The sequence below is a fragment of the Pseudoalteromonas sp. APC 3224 genome (assembly GCF_030407535.1).
In the GTDB taxonomy this organism is placed as follows: domain Bacteria; phylum Pseudomonadota; class Gammaproteobacteria; order Enterobacterales; family Alteromonadaceae; genus Pseudoalteromonas.
Map to the genome: position 1 here is coordinate 1 of NZ_JASDDF010000001.1, position 20,726 is coordinate 20,726.

At 40.8% G+C, this 20,726-nt stretch carries 14 protein-coding genes and 1 rRNA gene; 8 read left to right on the plus strand and 7 right to left on the minus strand.

The window, feature by feature from the left end; genetic code table 11:
* Window positions 1–148: 148 nt before the first annotated feature.
* Window positions 149–263 (plus strand): 5S ribosomal RNA (gene rrf, locus QL989_RS00005).
* A gap of 558 nt (window positions 264–821) precedes the next feature.
* Here the strand turns inward: rrf and QL989_RS00010 are convergent.
* The 3 genes from QL989_RS00010 to QL989_RS00020 all read right to left on the minus strand — a co-directional run bounded on the left by QL989_RS00010 (window position 822) and on the right by QL989_RS00020 (window position 4,919).
* The gene (locus QL989_RS00010; RefSeq protein WP_290167226.1) at window positions 822–2,093 is read right to left on the minus strand and encodes a LysM peptidoglycan-binding domain-containing protein; all 1,272 of its coding nucleotides are present in this window, start codon (window positions 2,091–2,093) and stop codon (window positions 822–824) included.
* Window positions 2,094–2,181: 88 nt separating this feature from the next.
* On the minus strand, window positions 2,182–3,498 hold the full coding sequence (locus tag QL989_RS00015; RefSeq protein ID WP_290167228.1) for an ATP-binding protein: 1,317 nt from the start codon (window positions 3,496–3,498) through the stop codon (window positions 2,182–2,184).
* A 2-nt stretch (window positions 3,499–3,500) separates the two neighbouring features.
* A complete protein-coding gene (locus QL989_RS00020) occupies window positions 3,501–4,919 on the minus strand; it encodes a sigma-54 dependent transcriptional regulator (RefSeq protein ID WP_290167229.1) in 1,419 nt (472 codons plus the stop codon).
* Window positions 4,920–5,145: 226 nt separating this feature from the next.
* On the opposite strand from QL989_RS00020, the gene QL989_RS00025 reads away from it, so the two are divergent.
* Genes QL989_RS00025 through QL989_RS00035 form a run of 3 tightly spaced genes read left to right on the plus strand, consistent with a single transcriptional unit; the run spans window position 5,146 to window position 9,513 of the window.
* Window positions 5,146–6,399, plus strand: coding sequence for an efflux RND transporter periplasmic adaptor subunit (locus QL989_RS00025; RefSeq protein ID WP_290167230.1), 1,254 nt, complete (start codon window positions 5,146–5,148; stop codon window positions 6,397–6,399).
* Window positions 6,400–6,410: 11 nt separating this feature from the next.
* Window positions 6,411–7,115 carry an ABC transporter ATP-binding protein gene (locus QL989_RS00030; RefSeq protein WP_054454271.1) on the plus strand — a complete coding sequence of 235 codons (705 nt, stop codon included), beginning with the start codon at window positions 6,411–6,413 and terminating at the stop codon, window positions 7,113–7,115.
* 1 nt (window position 7,116) lies between these two features.
* Complete coding sequence (locus QL989_RS00035; protein WP_290167234.1) at window positions 7,117–9,513, plus strand: ABC transporter permease; 2,397 nt, start codon at window positions 7,117–7,119, stop codon at window positions 9,511–9,513.
* A gap of 52 nt (window positions 9,514–9,565) precedes the next feature.
* On the opposite strand, the gene QL989_RS00040 is transcribed toward QL989_RS00035, so the two are convergent.
* Entirely contained in the window at window positions 9,566–10,093 is a 528-nt protein-coding gene (locus QL989_RS00040; protein WP_290167236.1) for a sugar O-acetyltransferase, read from the minus strand.
* Between the two features lie 161 nt (window positions 10,094–10,254).
* On the opposite strand from QL989_RS00040, the gene QL989_RS00045 reads away from it, so the two are divergent.
* The 4 genes from QL989_RS00045 to QL989_RS00060 all read left to right on the plus strand — a co-directional run bounded on the left by QL989_RS00045 (window position 10,255) and on the right by QL989_RS00060 (window position 15,635).
* On the plus strand, window positions 10,255–11,019 hold the full coding sequence (locus tag QL989_RS00045; RefSeq protein WP_290167238.1) for a DeoR family transcriptional regulator: 765 nt from the start codon (window positions 10,255–10,257) through the stop codon (window positions 11,017–11,019).
* Window positions 11,020–11,065: 46 nt separating this feature from the next.
* Window positions 11,066–12,886, plus strand: a complete 1,821-nt coding sequence (glmS, locus tag QL989_RS00050) for a glutamine--fructose-6-phosphate transaminase (isomerizing) (protein ID WP_008466748.1) — start codon at window positions 11,066–11,068, stop codon at window positions 12,884–12,886.
* A gap of 111 nt (window positions 12,887–12,997) precedes the next feature.
* Window positions 12,998–14,188, plus strand: coding sequence for an alpha/beta hydrolase-fold protein (locus QL989_RS00055; protein WP_290167241.1), 1,191 nt, complete (start codon window positions 12,998–13,000; stop codon window positions 14,186–14,188).
* 148 nt (window positions 14,189–14,336) lie between these two features.
* Window positions 14,337–15,635, plus strand: coding sequence for a DEAD/DEAH box helicase (locus tag QL989_RS00060; RefSeq protein ID WP_290167243.1), 1,299 nt, complete (start codon window positions 14,337–14,339; stop codon window positions 15,633–15,635).
* Window positions 15,636–15,715: 80 nt separating this feature from the next.
* Here the strand turns inward: QL989_RS00060 and QL989_RS00065 are convergent, their stop codons facing one another.
* The 3 genes from QL989_RS00065 to QL989_RS00075 form a co-directional block, all read right to left on the minus strand.
* A complete protein-coding gene (locus QL989_RS00065) occupies window positions 15,716–17,944 on the minus strand; it encodes a tetratricopeptide repeat protein (RefSeq protein ID WP_290167246.1) in 2,229 nt (742 codons plus the stop codon).
* Window positions 17,931–19,091, minus strand: a complete 1,161-nt coding sequence (locus QL989_RS00070; protein ID WP_290167248.1) for an AAA-like domain-containing protein — start codon at window positions 19,089–19,091, stop codon at window positions 17,931–17,933. The genes QL989_RS00065 and QL989_RS00070 overlap by 14 nt, the downstream gene beginning before the upstream one ends.
* Before the next feature lie 219 nt (window positions 19,092–19,310).
* Complete coding sequence (locus tag QL989_RS00075; protein ID WP_290167250.1) at window positions 19,311–20,708, minus strand: 5-methyltetrahydrofolate--homocysteine methyltransferase; 1,398 nt, start codon at window positions 20,706–20,708, stop codon at window positions 19,311–19,313.
* Between the last annotated feature and the right edge of the window lie 18 nt (window positions 20,709–20,726).

A 20,726-nucleotide genomic window follows, 5' to 3' on the forward strand; every position in this document is an offset into this window, starting at 1 on the left:
GAGGCTTAACCATACAACGCCAAACGCGTTTTATGTGATAGTGAAACAAGCGAAGAAGTTAATAGACTAAAGTAGATACTGAAGACTTTATTATCAGAAATTCCAAATTTTAGTTAGTGCGTAGTGATACGGACTGACACCAAATTTGCTTGGTGACAATAGCGTTTTGGACCCACCTGACCCCATGCCGAACTCAGTAGTGAAACGAAACAGCGCCGATGATAGTGTAGCATTTGTTATGTGAAAGTAGGACATTACCAGGCTCCAAATAAGAGAAACCCGTTACAGCAATGTAGCGGGTTTTTTGCTGTTTGGGATTTAATAAAAATAGCCAAGACCCTATGCCGAACTCAGTAGTGAAACGAAACAGCTCGAAGGCGAGCCCCGACCAATGATAGTGTTGCATTTGTTATGTGAAAGTAGGACATTCTACTGCGTAGCGCACCGACTCCAAATACAAGAAAGCCCGATTCGAAAGAGTCGGGCTTTTTTACGTCTGCAGGAAAGTGAAAGTATCAGCCGTCAGCTATCAGCTGCACAGCGTTAACCAGGCAACCGTAGCGTGGGTTGAGTATCTAGAACCCCGCGGGCAAAATAACGCAACGTTAACCTCAGAGCCAACGCATCCCATTAAAAACATAAATGTACCTTGCTATGTGGCTCTCTAGCGCTGTAGGCACTACGATATTCTACTGCGTGGTCACTACGAAGGAACGCGCCGACGGCAAATATGTGCAAGCTCGAATCTAAATTTAGGTCTTTTGAAGGGTATATGGGCTGATAAAGTCATCAGTCCATATATTTAATAATCAGCGAGGTAGTTAGCTATTAGACAAGAATACAGTAAGTTTTTTACCTATTTTTAAGTGGTCGCTCGAAAGGTTATTCCATTGTTTGAGTTTATTAATACTTACTTTGTAATACTTAGCGATTTTCCATAAACTTTCGCCTGATTTAACCTGATGTTCAATTTGGGTATCGGCTAATTGAGGGAGCACAAGCTTTTGGCCAATTCTAATGGTGTTACTTTTTAGATCGTTAAACGCTTTGAGTTGGCTAATACCCACTTTGTAGCGTTTCGCTATAACACTTAAGCTATCGCCACGTTTTACTGTGTAGTGTTGCCACTGACTATAATCATTGGAATCAAGATTAGCGAGCATGTTTATAAATTGTGTTTGTTCAGCAACTGGAACAACAATGTGGGGTGCATCAATAATGGCAGGAAAGCGGATCACACCATGGTTTAAAGATTCAAGTTGCTGCCATTGCTTTTGGTTATCTAAAATGACAGCGCCATCAATAGGCAATACTGCAATTGTTGGGCTGTTTGAAATTGCAGGAAAGGCCATTTTTTTGCTTTTTAATAATTGTGCCGCAGCTAGTAATTTTGGCACGTACTGACTGGTTTGTTTAGGCAGTTTTAAATTAAAAAAATCAGTGGGCTTACCCTGCTTTTTATTATTTCTGATGGCTCGTTGTACACGGCCTTCACCTACGTTATAAGCCGCAATTGCATGATACCAATTGCCATCAAAGCACTTGTGTAAATACTCCATAAAATCCAGCGCAGCTCGGGTACTGTCTACTACGTCTTGACGCCCGTCATACCAAGGTGATATTTGCACTTTAAAATATTTAGCAATAGCAGGCGTTAGTTGCCACAACCCAGAGGCATGTTTATGTGAGTACGCACTGGCATCAAAGTCACTTTCAATCAACGGCATTAATGCCAACTCAATGGGTAACCCGCGTTTTTCGACTTCGTTTACAATATAGTAAAGGTAAGGCTCAGCACGGCGGCTAATTTCATCCATATAATTTGGATGAGTTAAATACCATGCAATGCGTTTTTGCACCGCCGGGTGGCTGGAATCAGCAAATGACAGCTGCGCCCTAATACGTTGCCATACATCATCAGGTTCTTTTGTGGTGAGTGGAGCTATTTGTGCAACATCTTCGTGCTGTTCACTAACAATTGTTTTGGGGTTAGCCTTAATTTCAGGGGGGGATGTTGGTGTATCGGTTGTGGTTTCACAGCCGGATAAAATAAACACTAATGGCAAAATGCGGATAAATCGATTTGAGAACACGTACTAAACTACTCCGAAAATATAAATGTGGCTAACCTAAAGCTGTTTAGCTTAACATAGGGTGAGCTAAAAATGACCGTCAAATGAATTAACCAAACACACACCTAAAACAGGCGCCTTGTGGTTTTGGTACATAAATTAAATCACCACCGTGGTTGAGCATTATTTGCCGAGAGAGGCTAAGGCCAATGCCGGAGCCTTGTTGCTTGGTGGTAAAAAATGGCACGAAGATCATATCTATCACATGCTCACTGATACCTGGGCCGTTGTCGTTGATTTCTATATAAAGTTGTTGGCTAGCGTTTTGCGCCAAGCTGATTTCGACCCTTGCTTGAGTGGCATTCTCAGTACTGTACTTTTGGTTACTCTTTAGTACTTCAAGTGCATTTTTTATTAAGTTTACTAATACTTGCTCTATTTGACTGCTATCAAGCATCACTAATTGCTGGCTTTGAATTGTAAGCTCCATATCTATTTGCAGTTCACGGGCTTGTTGTTGATGTAAAGCGACAATATGCGTTAGCATATCGGCTAAATTTGCCGGTGTTAAGTTGGGTTTAGGTAAGCTGCTAACTTGGCGAAAACGAGCAATAAAATCCCCTAAATGAGCGGTTCTTGATGCTAACGTGTTTAGCGCAAGTTGTAAGTCTTGTTTATCTTCAAGCTCATCAAAACATAGCTCTTGTGGCAGTAAATTGCTACAAGTATCAGCTAGCGATGAAAGTGGCGTAATAGAGTTAGCAATTTCGTGAGTGAGCACTTTAGTTAAGCGTTTATACGCTTGTTGTTCTTTAAGTTGTAACTGGTCGTGAATTGATTGTAGGCTCACTACACGACGAACTTTACCTTGAATTTCGGCGATACTAAGTTGAATTGAGAGAGTGTCGTGCTGCTCGCCATTTTGCCAGTAGGTGGTGCTGCGGATATTGTGTTCGGCGTTTAAAATTAACTCACCTACAGCCCCTAACTCATGTAAATGTCGAAAACTCTTCCCCAGCAATTTACTAACAGCCGGATTTGATTCGATCACCTCGCCGTTGTCATCACATACCATAACAGCTAAATCAACATGGATGAGCAAAGCTTGTAGAAACTGTGCTTGTTGCTCGGCATTAAAACGTGCCGTTTGCATTTGCGTTTTTACTTGTTCAAATTGCTTAAGCATTGGATGTTGTTGACCAAGCCCCAAGGTGCTGTCGCCATTGGCTAAGGCTCGGATCACCATTTCAGCTTGTTTTTGTTGGCGCTTAAACAGCGTAAAAATATGCGCTATTAATGACGCTGCGACTAGCATTATTAACAATGTCGTCGCTGAAAAACCATGCGTTTGTAATACATAACTAAGCAACGCACTTACACTTATAAGTGTGGTGATACTAAACGAAAGCAATAAATTAGCCCGCATAATTATAGCCCGTACTTTTCAAGGCGGCGGTACATGGCACCGCGAGTTAAACCCAGTGCTTTGGCTGCATGGCTAACATTACCTTGATGGTGCTTAAGTGCTGCGCGAACTGTGCGTTGTTCAAGTATGTCTAAATCAAAAGTGTCGTACTGCGCTACATTGTTTAAAACCTCCGCGTTTTGGGTATTCTCGTCAGTACTAACTGATGCTGAATTACCAACCACTGAGCTTATATCGAGTTTATCCCCTTCAGTTAATATAACCGCACGCTCTATTGCGTGGGCAAGCTCTCGCACATTACCTGGCCATGCGTATTGGCAAAGCGCACTCATATCATCATCGCTTATGGTTAAGCTGCGTTTATATTTTTGCGCAAAGTGTTTTAGGTAGTAATTAGCTAATAATGGAATGTCATCGCTGCGCTCCCGTAATGCCGGAAGGCGAATTTCAACGGTGTTTATCCGATACAATAAATCTTGACGAAAACGCCCCTCTGCGACGGCTTGATCAAGGTTGTCGTTAGTGGCGCAAATAAGGCGAATATCTATATCAACGGCTTTACTGCTGCCAACGGGCGTTATTTGTCTATTTTGCAGTGCAGCCAGTAATTTGGCTTGATGCTCTAAGGGTAAATTACCCAGTTCATCTAAAAATAAACTGCCACCGTGGGCAAGCTCAAATTTACCAATGCGATCGGCTTTAGCATCAGTAAACGCGCCTTTTTTGTGGCCGAAAAGTTCGCTTTCAAATAAATTCTGCGCCACCGCTCCCATGTCTAAACTCATAAATGTTTGATTATGGCGCATACTTGCTTGATGAATGGCGTTTGCGGTCAACTCCTTCCCTGTGCCACTTTCACCGGTTATTAATATGTTGGCATCAGTTTGAGCTGCTTTTTCTATGGTGCTAAACACCTGTTGCATCGCATTGCTTTGACCTAAAAACTCAAAGTTAGGCGTGTTTAAGGCTTGGTTTAACCCTTGTTTTTGCCGCGTTAATTTGCCCACTTGCTGTTTGTCTTTTGCGTGTGAAAATGCAGCGGCGACTGCGCCAAGTAATTGCTCGTTTTGCCAAGGCTTGGCAATAAAATCAGAGGCCCCCGCTTTAATTGCATCTACGGCTAATTGAATATCGCCGTAAGCGGTCATTAATAAAACAACGATATTAGCGTCTTGTTCGATAATTTTTTTAAGCCAATAAAAGCCTTCTTTGCCACTGATTGAGTCTTGGGTAAAGTTCATATCAAGCAGTATTACGTCAACGGGCTGCTCGAGCTTGCGTTGCTCGTTAATGATGCCTGCAATGTCAAATGGATTGTCTGTGGCTTTAACACTTTGATAATGCTGTTTTAGTAATAAACGTGCTGCAATGAGAATGTCTGGGTTGTCATCAACAATTAGAAGAGAGCCTGTGTGTTTCATGTTTTTTATTCTTATAGAGTTTTATTTAGCCTAAAACAAAAAGGGGACAGTGTCCATAAATGGACGTTCATAAGATAATAAAGTGTTCTATAAACGGACACTATAATTAGTTTAAAAACTTAATTTGCAATTAAGTCGTTGATTTTATTGGTTAATTAAAATTGGCACACGCTTTGTAATAACAATAAGTAATTAGTTAAATTAAACCTGTATCAAGGTAGTCGACATGGACAAAAAAATAGAACGCTCATTTACGCAAAAGTATTTTAAAAAATTTACTTTTGCAGCTCTTACTTTAGGTGTTGCTGCGGCTGCATATGGTTATACGCAAAGCAGTGATACGGGCCGTAGCCAAAATATCGAGCGTAGTGGCTTAACGGTTAGCACGGTTAAACAAGGTGCCTTTAAAGATGCCTTAAGCTTACGCGGTCAAGTTGTGCCAAAAACCAGTATTTATCTCGATACCATTGCTGGTGGTCAAGTGGAAGAGCGATTAGTCGAGCAAGGTGAATATGTTGAGAAAGGCCAACCGCTCGTGCGCTTAAGCAACACTAACTTACAACTTGATGTAATGAGCCGTGAAGCACAAGTTACCGAGCAGCTTAACTTTTTACGTAATACGCAAATGACCATGGAAACCAGCCGGTTAAACTTACGCCGTGACTTATTAGAAATCGAATTAAAAATTACCCATTTAACACGTAGATTAAAACAAACTAAACCTTTGGTTAAAAGTGGCGTATTGGCGCAAGACCAACTAGCTGAGCTTGAAGAAGATTTAAATTATTACCAAGCCCGTAAAGAGCTCACCCTTGAGCGCCAACAGCAAGAAAATTCAATCCGTGAGGTGCAAGTGGCGCAGTTGTCAGACAGCGCTAAAATGCTCGAAAAAAATCTGCAATTTGCGCGTCGAAATCTCGACAACTTATTAATCAAAGCACCGGTATCGGGTTATTTAAGCGAACTTGATGTGGAAATTGGCGAATCTAAAAACAGTGGTGCGCGGTTAGGCCAAATAGATATTCCTAATGAATATAAATTAGTGGTGCGCATGGATGAATTTTATTTAAACCAAGTGCAGCGTGACATGGCGGTAATGATTGAGCTTGAAAGCGGCACGGTGAATGCAAAAGTGAGCAAAATTGATAGCCGCGTACAGCAGTCACAATTTCAAGTAGAAGTGGACTTACCCAGTAACACTAAAAGCATTAAGCGCGGCCAAAGCATTGATATTGAGTTAATGCTAGGGGATGACAATAACAATGCCTTACTACTTAAACGCGGGGCTTTTTTTACTAACTCGGGCGGTAACTGGGTTTATGTAATCGAGCAGGGCGGTGATAAAGCAGTGCGCCGTGATATCCGCCTAGGAAAAAAGAATCAACACTATTTTGAAGTGCTTGAAGGGCTCAATGCTGGGGATCAAGTGATTACCTCAAGCTACAGCAACTTTGACAAAGCACAGCAATTACAATTTTAAGGATAATAACAATGATCAAACTAACTAATTTAAGCCGCGTATTTCGTACTCAAGATGTTGAAACTACAGCGCTAAGCAATATCAACTTAACTGTAAACGAAGGCGATTTTTTAGCGATAATGGGGCCATCTGGCTGTGGTAAGTCAACGCTGCTTTCTATTTTGGGTATGCTTGATTCACCGACCTCAGGCAACTTTGATTTTGCGGGAACTGATATTGCAGGCTATAGCGAAAAGCAACTAGCAGAGCTACGTAAAGAATCAATTGGCTTTGTATTTCAAAGCTTTAACCTGATTGATGAGCTAACAGTTTATGAAAACGTAGAGTTGCCATTGCAGTATCAAAAAATATCAAAAAGTGAGCGTAAGCAACGCGTAGAAACCATTTTAAAGCGCGTGGGTATTGATCACCGCGGCGAGCATTTACCACAGCAACTATCGGGTGGTCAGCAGCAGCGGGTAGCCGTTGCGCGTGCATTAGTGATTAATCCCAAACTAATTTTAGCCGATGAGCCAACCGGTAACCTCGACTCAAAAAATGGTGACGAAGTAATGGCGATGCTACGCGAATTAAACCGTGAAGGCACAACGGTGATCATGGTGACTCACTCAGAAAAAGAGGGTGCCTATGCTGATCGCTTAGTGCGCCTATTGGATGGCCAAGTGATGCTTGATAAAGCAAATATTGCGCAGCAAGCCGTTGTTGAGGTTGCTTAATATGTTTATTAATTATTTAGTAACAGCCTTACGGGCATTCAAGCAACAAAAACAGCATTTTATCCTAAACCTTTTAGGGTTAAGTATTGGCTTAGCTGCGGCTATTTTAGTGGCACTATTTGCACAAAACGAGCTATCGTACGATAGTCAGCAGCCTCACGCTGAACGTGTTTACCGTGTAGGCCAAGATTTCTCAAAGTTGGGCTTATCAGTCATTCCTATTTTTAATTATTCTCAAGCGGCAAAAGCCACTGAATATAGCCAAGTAGAAGAAGTGTTTGGTTTGACGATGGTATCGCTGACTCGAGAAGCTATGGTTGACGTGCAGTACCTGGATCAGGGTTTTAAACTTAATGACTTGTATGGGGCAACGCCAAATATTGAGAACTTTATCAATATAAACACATTGGCTGGTGATTTAAAAAATGCAATGAGTACACCTGAGAGCTTGGCTCTAAGTGAATCTGAAGCACTGCGTATTTTCGGTACAATAAATGTTATTGGTAACACGTTACAGCACGAACAAGGGCAATATACTGTACGGGCGGTGTTTGCAGATTTACCAAGCAATACTCACTTTGCATTTAAAAACCTCGTTTATGTAAAACATGATCCAAATAACCTGATGATTAATAGTAGCTATGTTTATATGCGCTTGGCGCCGCAAGCAGATCCAAAAGCACTCGCTGATACACTGTCTAAACAGTACTTCAATGGGCAAATGGCGGGTCAAGTTGCCATTGAGTTACACCCATTACTAGACTTACATTTAACAGCAAAATCGCCATTTGAAATGAAAGCAGGCGGCGCAAAGCAAGTTGTGATGATTTGTGCAGGGTTGAGCGTGTTACTTATTTTGATTGCTGGCTTTAACTTTATCAATATGACTGTGGCACAGTCTGCAAAGCGCGCTAAAGAAGTGGGTGTGCGCAAGGCACTTGGTGCAAGTAAGCTGCAGTTAGTAACACAGTTTTTAGCTGAATCTACTTTGGTTGCTCTATTGTCGATGATTATTGCTTGTGTGTTAGTGGAACTGTTATTGCCAAGCTTTAACCGGCTGGTCGATCGTGAACTGATAGTGAGTTATTTTTCAGCCTTTGGTTTGGGCATTATGGCTGTGGTTATTGCTGTAGGCATACTTGCAGGTTTGTATCCGGCATTGTTTATCTCATCATTTAGCGCAAAACGAGTGTTAAGTGGCGATTTACAACGCGGTAATACGGCCATTTGGGTACGTAAATGTTTATTGACCTTGCAAGCTTCATTAGCAATCGGTTTGATCATTGCATCGGTTACGTTGTTAAAACAATTATCTCATTTACAAAGCCTTCCTTTAGGCTATCAAACACAGCAACGCTTAGTGGTTTCAGAGTTGCCGGTGCAATCGGTATTTACGCAGCAGCCTAGCGCACTAATTAATCGCTTGACGGCTATAGATGGTGTAGAGCAAGCAACGATTATTGATACTCGTTTAACCGTTTCAATTAATAATACATTACAGCCTACTTGGCCCAATGGTGAATTTTCAGGTGGAATAACCCCTGTGATAGGTTCTGGTTTTGATGTCGTAAAAGGGCTAGGCCTTACGCTCATTGCTGGCAGAGACTTTAGTCGTGAGTTTTCCTCAGACTGGGCGACGCGAGCAAACGGGGTTACAACAGTAGGTACAATTATTACAGAAACCGTTGCCAAGCAGGCTGGTTATAGCAATGTGGCTGATATTGTTGGACAAAAAATTAAAGACACAGGGCGTAATGTGGATATGCAAGTTGTTGGTGTTGTAAAAGATGTAAAGGTTGGTAATGCACAAGATGCGAATTCTAACATTATGTTTTTATGTGGTTATAACTATTTAACACCAGTATCTGAAGTGATTTTAACCGTGAACGTACAAAACCTCCCTGCTATAAAACAGGCAGTGATCACAGCTTTAGCTGAAGTGTCTAATATTTATGAGCCAAAAATAAACCTGCTAGCTGAAAACTATAAAGCGGTATTAAAAGGTGATGAGCGTGTTTCTCTTGTCGTACTTATATTTACTGGCCTTGCAGTGTTCTTAACTTGCTTAGGTACTTTTGGTTTAGCTTCATTTGCCACGATTCGTCGCCAAAAAGAAGTCGCTGTACGCAAAGTACTGGGTGCGTCACGCATAAGCATAATGAATCTACTGGCAAAAGAGTTTTTAATTTTAGTGCTAGGAAGTGTAGCCATAGCATACCCGCTAACTTATTGGCTGGTGGGTGATTGGCTCGCAAACTTTAATGAGCGTGTTGATCAAGCGCTGTGGGTTTATCTGGTTGCCGCTTTGAGTGTTACTGCGATCACTTGGCTGACGGTTGCCAGCATCGCCTTTAAAGCCGCCAGTACACGGCCATCGTTAACATTAAGATATGAGTAATAACGAGTAAAGAACCCTACTAAAGGTCTATCAGAATACCGATAGACCTTTTTCAAATATCTTTAATTCTTACAGCAGGGTTACCGGCAACAGCAGTGTTCGCAGCCACGTCTTTGGTTACTACCGACCCAGCGCCCACAACAGCGTTATCACCAATTGTAACACCAGCTAATATAATAACTCCCGCGCCAATCCACACGTTATTACCAATAGTAATCGGTGCTGCAAAGTTTTCTTTATTGAGTCGCTCTGTGGGGTTAACCGCATGAGATACGGCCAATAGTTGAACGTTCGGACCGATTAAACAATCGCAGCCAATGCTTATAGCTCCTTCATTTATTGGCGCATCCAACACAGTGCAGTTAATGTTTATAAAAGTCCGATCACCTATATGCATTTGCGAGCCATAGTCACAATGAAAGCCCGCCTCAATAATTACTCCATCACCACAGTGTGAGCATAATTCTTTTATTCGCTTTAAATTACCTTTACTGGGGCTTTTATTAAATAAGCGGCAAATTTCGTGCACAGCTTTACGCTGCGCTAGATTCTCTTTACTAATACTATTAAATGACTGCATATCAATTTTGTTTAACTTAAATAATGGTGTCTAGCTTAACCTACTTTAAGCATGATGATAATTTGAATAAAACTGTGCTTTTTTTACGCATTCACTTGCCATTTATTATGTTTCGTTTAAAATTCACTAAATTTCGAAACGAAACTTAATTGTAACCACTTATGACCAAACGAAACACCCAGCAACGCCGCCATTTGATCCTTACTCAAGTTAATGAATTAGGTGAGGTAGCCGTAGATAGTTTAGCTGAACAGTTTCAAACATCAGAAGTAACTATTCGAAAAGACTTAACCGCGCTTGAAAAAAGTGGCTTATTGCTGCGCCGTTACGGCGGTGCTATTGCTCTGCCTAAAGAGATTGTTAGCGATGAGATTGATTCTAAGCGCAAAGTCGCAATAGCAAAAGCTGCAGCGACGCTTATAAAAGATCATAACCGCATTATTATTGATAGCGGGCGTACTACGGCCGCCATGATCCCAGAACTTGCAAATAAACGCGGATTAGTTGTAATGACTAATGCGATTAAAGTGGCGAGTCGTTTACTCTCACTTGAAAACGAACCAACCCTTTTGATGACCGGCGGTACGTGGGATCCGCATTCTGAATCGTTTCAAGGGCAAGTAGCTGAAAATGTTCTATGCTCATATGATTTTGATCAGCTATTTATAGGTGCCGATGGCATTGATGTAGCGCGTGGAACAACCACGTTTAATGAACTTGTTGGATTAAGCCAAGTGATGGCTAAAGCGGCGCGCGAAGTAATCGTTATGGTTGAATCAGATAAGATTGGCCGAAAAATACCTAATTTAGAATTACCGTGGCAAACAGTAACCACATTAATAACCGACAGTGGCTTAGCAAGTGATAAACGTGCAGCCATAGAGGCGTGTGGTGTAAAACTAATTTGCGCAGAGATTATACAATAGTAACTACACCGTGAGTTGCTAGAATTAAAAAGTTAATGGAGACACTATGTGTGGAATCGTTGGGGCTGTTGCAGAACGTCCAGTAAATAAAATCTTAGTTGAAGGGCTTAAGCGCCTTGAGTACCGTGGTTATGACTCAGCAGGTGTTGCTTTACTTGAAGGCAATACACTTAATACAGTGAAAGCAGTTGGTAAGGTTGTAAACTTAGAGTCAGCACTTGAACAAGCTGGTGTTAGTGGACACACAGGTATTGCACACACTCGTTGGGCGACTCATGGTGGTGTAACTGAAGCCAATGCTCACCCACATGTTTCAAGCAATCAATTAGCGCTTGTACATAACGGAATCATTGAAAACCACGCAAGTTTGCGTGCAGCACTTAAAGGCGACGGTTACGAGTTTTTATCAGACACCGACACCGAAGTTATGGTGCATTTAATTCATCAGTTACGTCAGCAGCACACCACTTTATTAGCGTCAGTTCAAGCAGCTGTTAAACAGTTTGAAGGCGCATTTGGTACCGTCGTGTTTGATAAAGCGAATGATAACGAAATTATTGTAGCGCGCTCAGGCAGCCCGTTAGTAATTGGTTTAGGCCTTGGTGAAAACTTTATTGCTTCTGATCAACTTGCATTATTACCGGTAACTCGCAGCTTTATCTTCTTAGAAGAAGGTGATGTAGCGCGTATTACTCGCGACACAGTAGAAATTTTTGATGCAGATGGCAACGCGGTTGAGCGTGAAGTTGTTGAATCAAACATTACACAAGATGCATCAGGTAAAGGTGATTATCGTCACTACATGCTAAAAGAAATTTATGAGCAGCCACTTGCAGTACGTAACACCCTTGAAGGGCGTTTAAACGACGACCGCGTAGCGATTGATGCCTTTGGCGACAGCGCACAGCAAATATTTAAAGACGTAAAACACGTACAAATTATTGCCTGTGGTACGTCATATCACTCAGGTATGGTTGCTCGTTACTGGCTTGAGCAATTTGCTGGTGTTAGTTGTAACGTAGAAATTGCCTCTGAGTTCCGTTACCGTCAGTCATTTGTACACGAAAATAGCCTACTAGTAACTATTTCACAATCAGGCGAAACGGCTGATACTTTAGCTGCACTGCGTTTAGCTAAAGAGCAAGGTTATATGGGGTCAATGACTATTTGTAACGTACCAGGCTCATCGCTTGTACGCGAATCCGACCTTGCCTTTATGACTAAAGCCGGCGCTGAAATTGGTGTTGCTTCTACTAAAGCATTTACTACACAGCTTGTTGGTTTGTTAATGCTTACTGCGTCTATTGCGCAAGAGAAAGGCTTAGATCAAAGCGCGATTGTTAACGCTATTAAACTGCTACCAGCTAAATTAGAAGAAACGCTACTATTGGCTGATGGCATTGCAGACCTTGCTGAAGAATTTGCTGATAAGCACCACTCACTGTTTTTAGGTCGCGGCTCACAATACCCAATCGCGATGGAAGGCGCACTTAAGCTTAAAGAGATTTCATACATTCACGCTGAAGCATACGCAGCAGGTGAGCTTAAACACGGCCCATTAGCACTGATTGATGCCGACATGCCAATTATTGTTGTAGCACCAAACAATGAATTGCTTGAAAAGCTTAAATCAAACGTAGAAGAAGTACGTGCTCGCGGCGGCATCATCTATGTATTCGCTGATAAAGACTCACACTTTGAGTCAGACGACACAATGCGTGTAATCAACGTAAACCATGTAGATGACGTGATTGCCCCTGTTGTATATACAATTCCTCTGCAGTTGCTGTCGTACTACGTAGCAGTAATTAAAGGCACTGACGTCGACCAGCCACGTAACCTAGCAAAATCGGTTACTGTTGAGTAAGATCAACAGGTTATAGGTTTTGATTAATGTTAAAAAAAGCGCTCAATGCGCTTTTTTTGTGCCTGAAACTCTGTTAGCTTAAGTAACTTATTATTCTCTAAGGGATTAGTCATGCGTTTATTAACCGTTATTTGTTTTTTTAGCTTTTTTGCTTTTAGTTCACAAAGTGTCTTTGCACAAGCTGGCATTAAACAGCAAAGTGCTGATGACTCTCAATTCATGCACACTATTAAATCGGCTGTTTTAAACGAAGAACGTACTGTTGTTGTACAGTTACCAAAGAGCTACCAAGCTGAGCCAAATAAGGTATATCCTGTCATATATCGCTTAGATGGCGCGGGTAATATACCGCTTGCTAGTGCTGTTATTGAGCGCTTACAAAATGATAATCGTGCGCCTGAGGTTATTATTGTCGCTATTGAAAACACTAATCGACTTAGAGATTTTTATCCTACAGTGAATAAAGAGCCGCAAGGTCCTGTCGGTGAAGGGGGCGGCGCAGCAAAATTTTTAGCGTTCTTTGAACAAGAGCTTATTCCTCTCGTTAATAAAAACTATCGCACGCATGACTATAAGGTTATATCTGGCGCCTCAGCTGGTGGTGTATTTGCGCTATACGCGTTGCAGGCAAAGCCAGAACTATTTCAAGCGCATATTGCTTATAGCCCTGCGGTTTGGTGGAACTATGGCGCAATGGTAAAAAGTACAAAATCGTTTATAGCTAAAACGAAAGGCCTGAATAACTACGTTTATACTAATATCGGCGAAGAAGCCGGCATAATGCGTGAAAGGTACGATGAATTACAACAATCACTGCAATCGCATAAAGTGCAAGGGTTACGCTTCTCTAGTGATGCGTTTGATAGTATCTCGCATGGTTTAACTTCTGCTGCAGGGGCATTTAATGCCTATTACAACCTGTTTTTACCTAAACAAATGCCCATAAGTGCTTTAACTGACGATGTTGCCTCTATTGATGCTTATTACCAAAATTTATCTCAACAATGGGGCGAACAGGTATCTCCACCAGATCGTGCTGTTAGATTACTTGGTTACAACCTAACGGACAGCAAGCAGTTTAACCGTGCTATAGAGGTGTTTAAGTACAATATAAAAAACTACCCCAAATCAGTTGATGCGCTTTCTGCTCTATCTTATGGCTATGAAATGCAAGGTGATATTCGTCAAGCGCTTGAACGGATGGAGTCTGCATTAGCCATTGCAGATGACTCATATCCTTATTTAAATTACTTAAAAGAAACAAAAGCTAGGTTACAGGTAGAGCTAGATAAGCGTAAATAGGGTTTTTAGTTACTGTTAAATAAAAACGACGCGCAAGCGTCTTTTTATTACCTGTAGCTAAATATTATTTAAATCACTAATCTCTACTTAATAGCTGCTAAATACGCTAAAATTACAGGCTATTTTTAGCAATGAGCCCGCACCTTTTATGACCTCAGCCGCAAATCCTAGTAATTTCAACGAACTTGGCCTTATTCCAGAGCTAATTGCTCGTTTGTCTGACCTTGAATACACGCAACCTACGCCGATTCAGGCAAAAGCAATTCCAAGTATCTTGGCGGGGAGTGACTTAATTGCGGGGGCAAATACCGGCTCAGGTAAAACAGCAACCTTTGCTTTGCCTATGCTACAAACGCTATTTTTAGCGCAAGGTGCTAAAAAAGCAGCGAGCAAAGGCAACTTTGTAACAGGGCTTATTTTGGTACCTACTCGCGAGCTGGCAGTGCAGGTAGCCGATAGTGTTAAATCGTATTCTGCTAATTTTAATGGCGCCATTAAAACGGTGGCGGTATTTGGTGGTGTGTCGGTTAATACCCAGATGCAAGCACTTCGCGGCGGTGCTGATATCATTGTTGCAACGCCAGGGCGTTTACTCGACTTAATCTCAAGCAATGCGATTAAGCTCGATAAAGTAACAACCTTAGTACTTGATGAAGCTGACCGCATGTTAAGCCTTGGCTTTACTGAAGAGCTTGCTGAGCTATTAGCGCTTATGCCTGCTAAAAAACAAACCATGTTGTTTTCAGCGACTTTCCCAGAGCAAGTCACACAATTAACGCAAGAGCTGTTAACCAACCCTGTTGAAATACAAGTACAAAGCAAAGACGAAAGCACTTTAGTTCAGCGCGTATTTACGGTTAATAAAGGCGAGAAAACCACGGTTTTGGCGCATTTAATTAAGCAGCATAAATGGCGCCAAGCGCTGATTTTTGTCAACGCTAAAAAAGACTGTGAGCATTTAGCGGGCAAACTTGAAAAGCGTGGCGTGAATGCGCAAGTGTTCCATGGTGATAAAGGCCAAAGCGAGCGTACTCGCGTAATTGAAAAATTTAAAGCGGGTGAGATTGAAGTGCTTATTGCCACCGACATTGCCGCTCGTGGTTTAGATATTGAAAAGCTACCAGTAGTAATTAACTTTAACTTACCGCGCAGCCCTGCTGACTACATGCACCGTATTGGCCGAAGCGGCCGTGCCGGTGAAGTAGGTTTAGCGCTATCACTGATTGATTATGAAGACTTTCATCACTTTAGAATTATCGAAAAGAAAAACAAACTTCGCTTAGAGCGCGAAGAGGTAGCAGGTTTTGCTGTAAATCAGGCAAACCTCGATGTAGCACAAGCACTTAAAAACGATAAGCCAATGGCCAAGCCAGAAGGCACAGGTAAGAAAAAGAAGAAAAAAGCCAACCAAGAAGATGATGTATGGAGCGGCTGGCGCCGTAAGTAAAGCTACTTTTAATAGCGATATAAAACGAAAAAAGACGCAACTGCGTCTTTTTTATTGAGCTTGTATAATTAGAGTAATGCTCAACTAATAGCGTATTTTTTCTCAAATTCAGCCACTTGCTGTAAAGCCTCATCAACACTTTCTTGTAACTCACCACCCATTTTAGTCAGCTCATGGGGGAAGTCATCTTGCATCAATGTCATTAAGGCATACCAAATTGGTTTAAACTTGTCTTTTAAGGCGTGTTCAGGCAGTTCTAATAGCTCTTTTGTTTTATAAAACTGCTTTTTGGCCATAAGCAAGGTGAGGTAGATAGCCATCGCGTTATCGTAAAATTTTATATCATCGGTTTTATCATTGCTGTTGAGGTGTTGTATAAATAAGTTATAACTTTGTGGTAGTTTTTCAGCCCATAATAAAACCACTGAATAAATACATGTTATATATGAACTTGGCTGATCTTTATAAGCTGCTTTAGCCAGCTCAAGTGCTTTTTTTTGCTCATTACCTAGCTGAAAATAAAGCAAGGCTAATGGAATCAAGGAATCTTCCACACCGGCATCAATAGCTTGTGTAAAGTGATTTTTTGCTTTATCAAATTGTTGTTGTTCTTGATATAAAAAGCCCAAGTGTAAAAGAGCACTTTTTTCATTTATTTCAAATGCTTGTAGGTAATACTCTTCCGCTTTATCAAATTGCTGTTGTTTCTGATATAAAAAGCCTAGGTTAACCAGTGCATAAGAGTTGCCCTTTTCTATTGCCTGTAAGTAATACTTTTTTGCTTCGGGATACAATTTCTTTTCGTAATATAGATGACCAATAGTTCCTAAAACGTTTGCGCTATTTTTTTGCGATTTTATAAGTAGCTTAATCGCCTCATCGATCTTATTTTCATCCGTTAGCTGCCATGCCTCTTTTATGATTTCTTTATCTGAGGTTGAAAGGTCATTAACGAAGCTAGAATTTTTTACAGTTAAGTAGGCTTTAGTGCTTTCTTTCATTTCATGCTCAGTGTTTATATCTAAACCAGCATAGCTGAGCGCTTCACACATGTGATAAACGTAAGACTCATGAATTTTACCGCCGCGAATAGCACTTATAAAGCCTTTGGCTCTACGCTCAAGATCTGCTGGGTTGCACCACGACGTTAAAAAGTTAACTAACCACTCGACTTTTTGGCGATCCTTTTTTCGACCAAAACGCATTAAATACCAAATATTAAAAAACCGTTCTTCAATTTTATAAATTTTATTTTTACCGATGGAAATAGACTCTACGATGCCATATTTAGTTTCGAGTTGCTTAAGCTGAGCCGATACAGTTTTACTTTGTAAGCGAGTTTTTTTAGCAATTTCTTTAGTGCTAATGCCGTCCCAGTTCATCGCTATAGTGTGTGTTATATCTTGTAAAGTATCAGGTAGGTCGTCCATGCGGTGCTTATATAGTGGGGTAGCATCATCGAGTATTTTTAATAAATCATCAAAAGCATTGCCGCCATCATCTATAAAAATATCAAATAGCATCACTATTGTTCTTGGTACTCCACCGGTTAAACGGCGTAAAGTTTCTATGCGCTCGGGGGTGTTTTTAATGATGAGAGCTATTTTTTTCTTTTGTTGTTCATCGCCCATACTGGCAAGAAAATCAAAACACTCTTGTTTATTTAAGCCTATAAGTTTAATAATTTTGAAAAATTCGTAAAACGGTTTTCCGTAGTCAAAATGCTGCTCGAGCATTTTAGTTGAACCACCAATGATTTTGAGAGTTGGCGATGTGAGGAGTATTTCTCTGAGTCTGCGTTGCTCTTTTTCTTTTAATTTGCCTAGTAGCTCGTCAATGTTGTCTATCAACAGTAATAGTTTTTTATTTTTCGCTTTTACTGATTTTTCTAAGTATGAAAAGCTTTTTAGTTCGTAATCGGCATCGTCAAAATGGCTTTCCATATCATCATGTATGGTTGCAAAGGCATCTTCCGCTGTGCATTGTAAGTAATCAGCAATTTCTTCCCATAGGCGGCTAAGTGAACGAATTTGATATTGTTCTTCTGAGAATTTTATCGGGATTAAAAAGTCAGTTAGCGTTGACTCTGCTTGTACAGCGAGTTTTATTTTTCTTAAAAGAGTTGTTTTGCCCTGACCTCGCTGACCGACAATTATAAAGTGTTGGCTAGGAACTGTGTAATCACTGTTTTTGATGTCATCAAAAATGTCGTCAAAGTCATGATTACGTACAACAAACTTAGCTAAAAATTCTGTTTCATCAATTTCATCAGGCGTGTATTTATAGCGTGAGTAATTAGTTTGCGACATTTTTGTTCCACCACATTCTTAAGATCGGAGAGTTAAATTGATAGGTTTTATTGTTGTCGTTGTTATTAATATAGCCATCGTATATTAATGAGTGCAGGCAATCTTTTGCTTCATTGCCGTCTAAGTTATGTTTACTGGCAATATTCATGATATCGAGAAAGTTAGTCTCTTTTTGGTTCGAAATAGCGTTCAGTACTTCTTTACTAAATAAATACTCATTTTTACCCAATGCGGTTTTAAGCTTACTTTGCCAGCTCTCAAAGTGATTGCGATTATCTAGTGCATTATGAATTGCTTGATCAATAACAGTTTGGTCAAGTTTTTGCTCTCTTCGATATATTTTTTTAATTTCTTGCGTAATGAGTTGGATATAAAATGGGATCAGCCAATGTATGGTATTAAGTAAATAGTCAATATCTGCTTGATTGATCTTAATCTCCGCACTTTTAAATAGTTCGGTAGTAAACTTCTCTGCTTCGGGAGTCGTTAAAGGTGGGACTTTTATATTGTTTAAATCGTTAATGTGTTTAATTGCATCAATTTTGGATACTACGCTTTCTAAACCTATTGAGCCTGCGTAGATAAAAGTCACTTTTTGTGAAAACTTTTGATCTTGTCGTAATTCTCTATGGGCTTTTAGTAGGCTAATAGCGTTCTTAGGTTCTTCGTACTTTATTATGTTTTCAATGGTTTGAGCAAACTCATCAATCATAATAATGAGCTTTTGATCATGATCTAAATCTTTAATCAACCTGTGAAAAGCTTGTTTGTGATCTAGCATTTTGCCATCACCAAACTCAACGCCGTCCATCGTTATTGAAGCTATTTTTATGCTTTTAATTTTATCCCAGAAGTTTTTAGTTTTTGTTTTCAGGCTGGCAATGAAGTCTTCTTCCATTAGTGCATTAAAAACTTTTGACCAAAATTCTGCCTCGGAATCAGCAGACTCTGTATCAATATAAATGGGGATATAATTTGTTTTAGGTTCATCAACTATTTTATACATTATTGATGTTTTACCTACACGGCGAGGGGCGCAAAGGAGAATATGGCTACCGTTGTCTATTGCTTCCCATATGTCCTCTAGTTCATAGGGTCTATTCCAAAAGTTCGCACTTCTCGCAGCTTGACCAACAATGTTTTTCATACGCACCTCCTGACAAATTATATTTTGTTAGATTAGTTGGCAAATTGTTTTTTGTCAAACGTTATGGCAAATTATAATTTGTTATTTTTTAAATTAGAAGAATCGTTTTTAAACGTATATTTGAGAAGATATAAAAAACCCGTGATTAGAAATCTAATTACGGGTTTTTTCATTTTGTGGCTTTAGCCCAAAACTCTAACTGGTCAATACACTATAAATCTAGTGTTCGTGAGCGTGCTCTTCCTCTTGTGCAATACCTAACCAAGTAATAGCCGCTGGTGGGAATGTTAGCTCTAGTTCGACTTCAATTTCTAAGTCTTCTAGGTGTACTTGCACAACGTGTTGGGCTATTGGGTCGGCTACGTAAGCAAACTGACCATTTTGCGCTACTGTCATACTAAACTTCATGCCTTCAGGCATAGTTGTTACATCTTCTTGTGTAATATCAACTTGACCTGCTAGCTCCCAGTGTATGTGATCGTCGTGCGCATGCGCCTCAAGCACGTTTAAAAAACCAAGGCTGTCTAAAACTAAAAATTGCTCACCGTTGGCAGAAAAAGAGTAAGAAACAGCGCTTGCGCCATCGGCTAGTTGCCATTCTAGTTCTTCCATTTCAGCTTTCGCAGGATTTATACTCACAATCACAGCAGGGCCGCCGCCGTGACCAGATGCAACACCAATAAAGGTTTCGCTGCCCTCATGGCCGTATATACTACCAATGCGTAAGTCGCCGACGGCATCAATATTTATTACTTTTTCAGCGTGATATTCGTCATCATGCTGGTGGGCTAATAGCACACCGTCACTACAGCCGAACGCTACGTAATCATGGTTTTGTGCTGCGCCGTGCAAATCAGGGCATGTTAACTCTAACGTTTGTTCAAGTTCGTATTCGCCATCATGAAAATGATAAACACCCACTTGGTCAGGCAGGATTTTAGCGTTTGATGTACTTTGAGCATCATCGCGGCGAATGGTCGCTAATAAGTGCTCACCACGCGGCTCTGCTACACCATGCATATTAATGTCGTAACTAATACCAGGTAAGGTCGCTGTTGCGTTTGTTATGTCGTTGTCTGTTAATACTTCAACAGACGCAATTGTGCCTGATGCTGCATCACCATCATAAAATACCGCTAACTGACCATCGTGCTTTACCAAGTGAGTAGGGCGACTGCCGTTAGTTAGCTCATAACTGCTAAACTCAGGGCTTTGTTCGTAATCATGAAGATGTGCGCCGTGATCTTCGCGCCATAAGCCACCGTCTATAAAGCCGAGGTAATCTTGAGCGCGGCTAGCAATCACGGCATAACGAAAGTCAGGCGACGACGATAGCGAGTTTGAATCATTAGTAAGAGTGAATGTATCAAGAAGCTCATTGTCGTCTAAGTCGAAAAAGTTCGCTTCGTTGCTATCGCCAGCAAGTATCGCAAGCCTACCTAATGAATCAATAGTGTATTCATCACCGTGGTCGCCACCATCGCCATGATCGTGGCCGTCATCAGGTACTTCTATTGGGTCTTTTTCGACAATGTTTGTTTCTGCATCACCACAAGCGGTGATTAATGTGCTGCTTATTGCCAGTGCAATTAATTTTAATTTGAATAGTTTAGTCATGTTAATTTCCTTTATTTA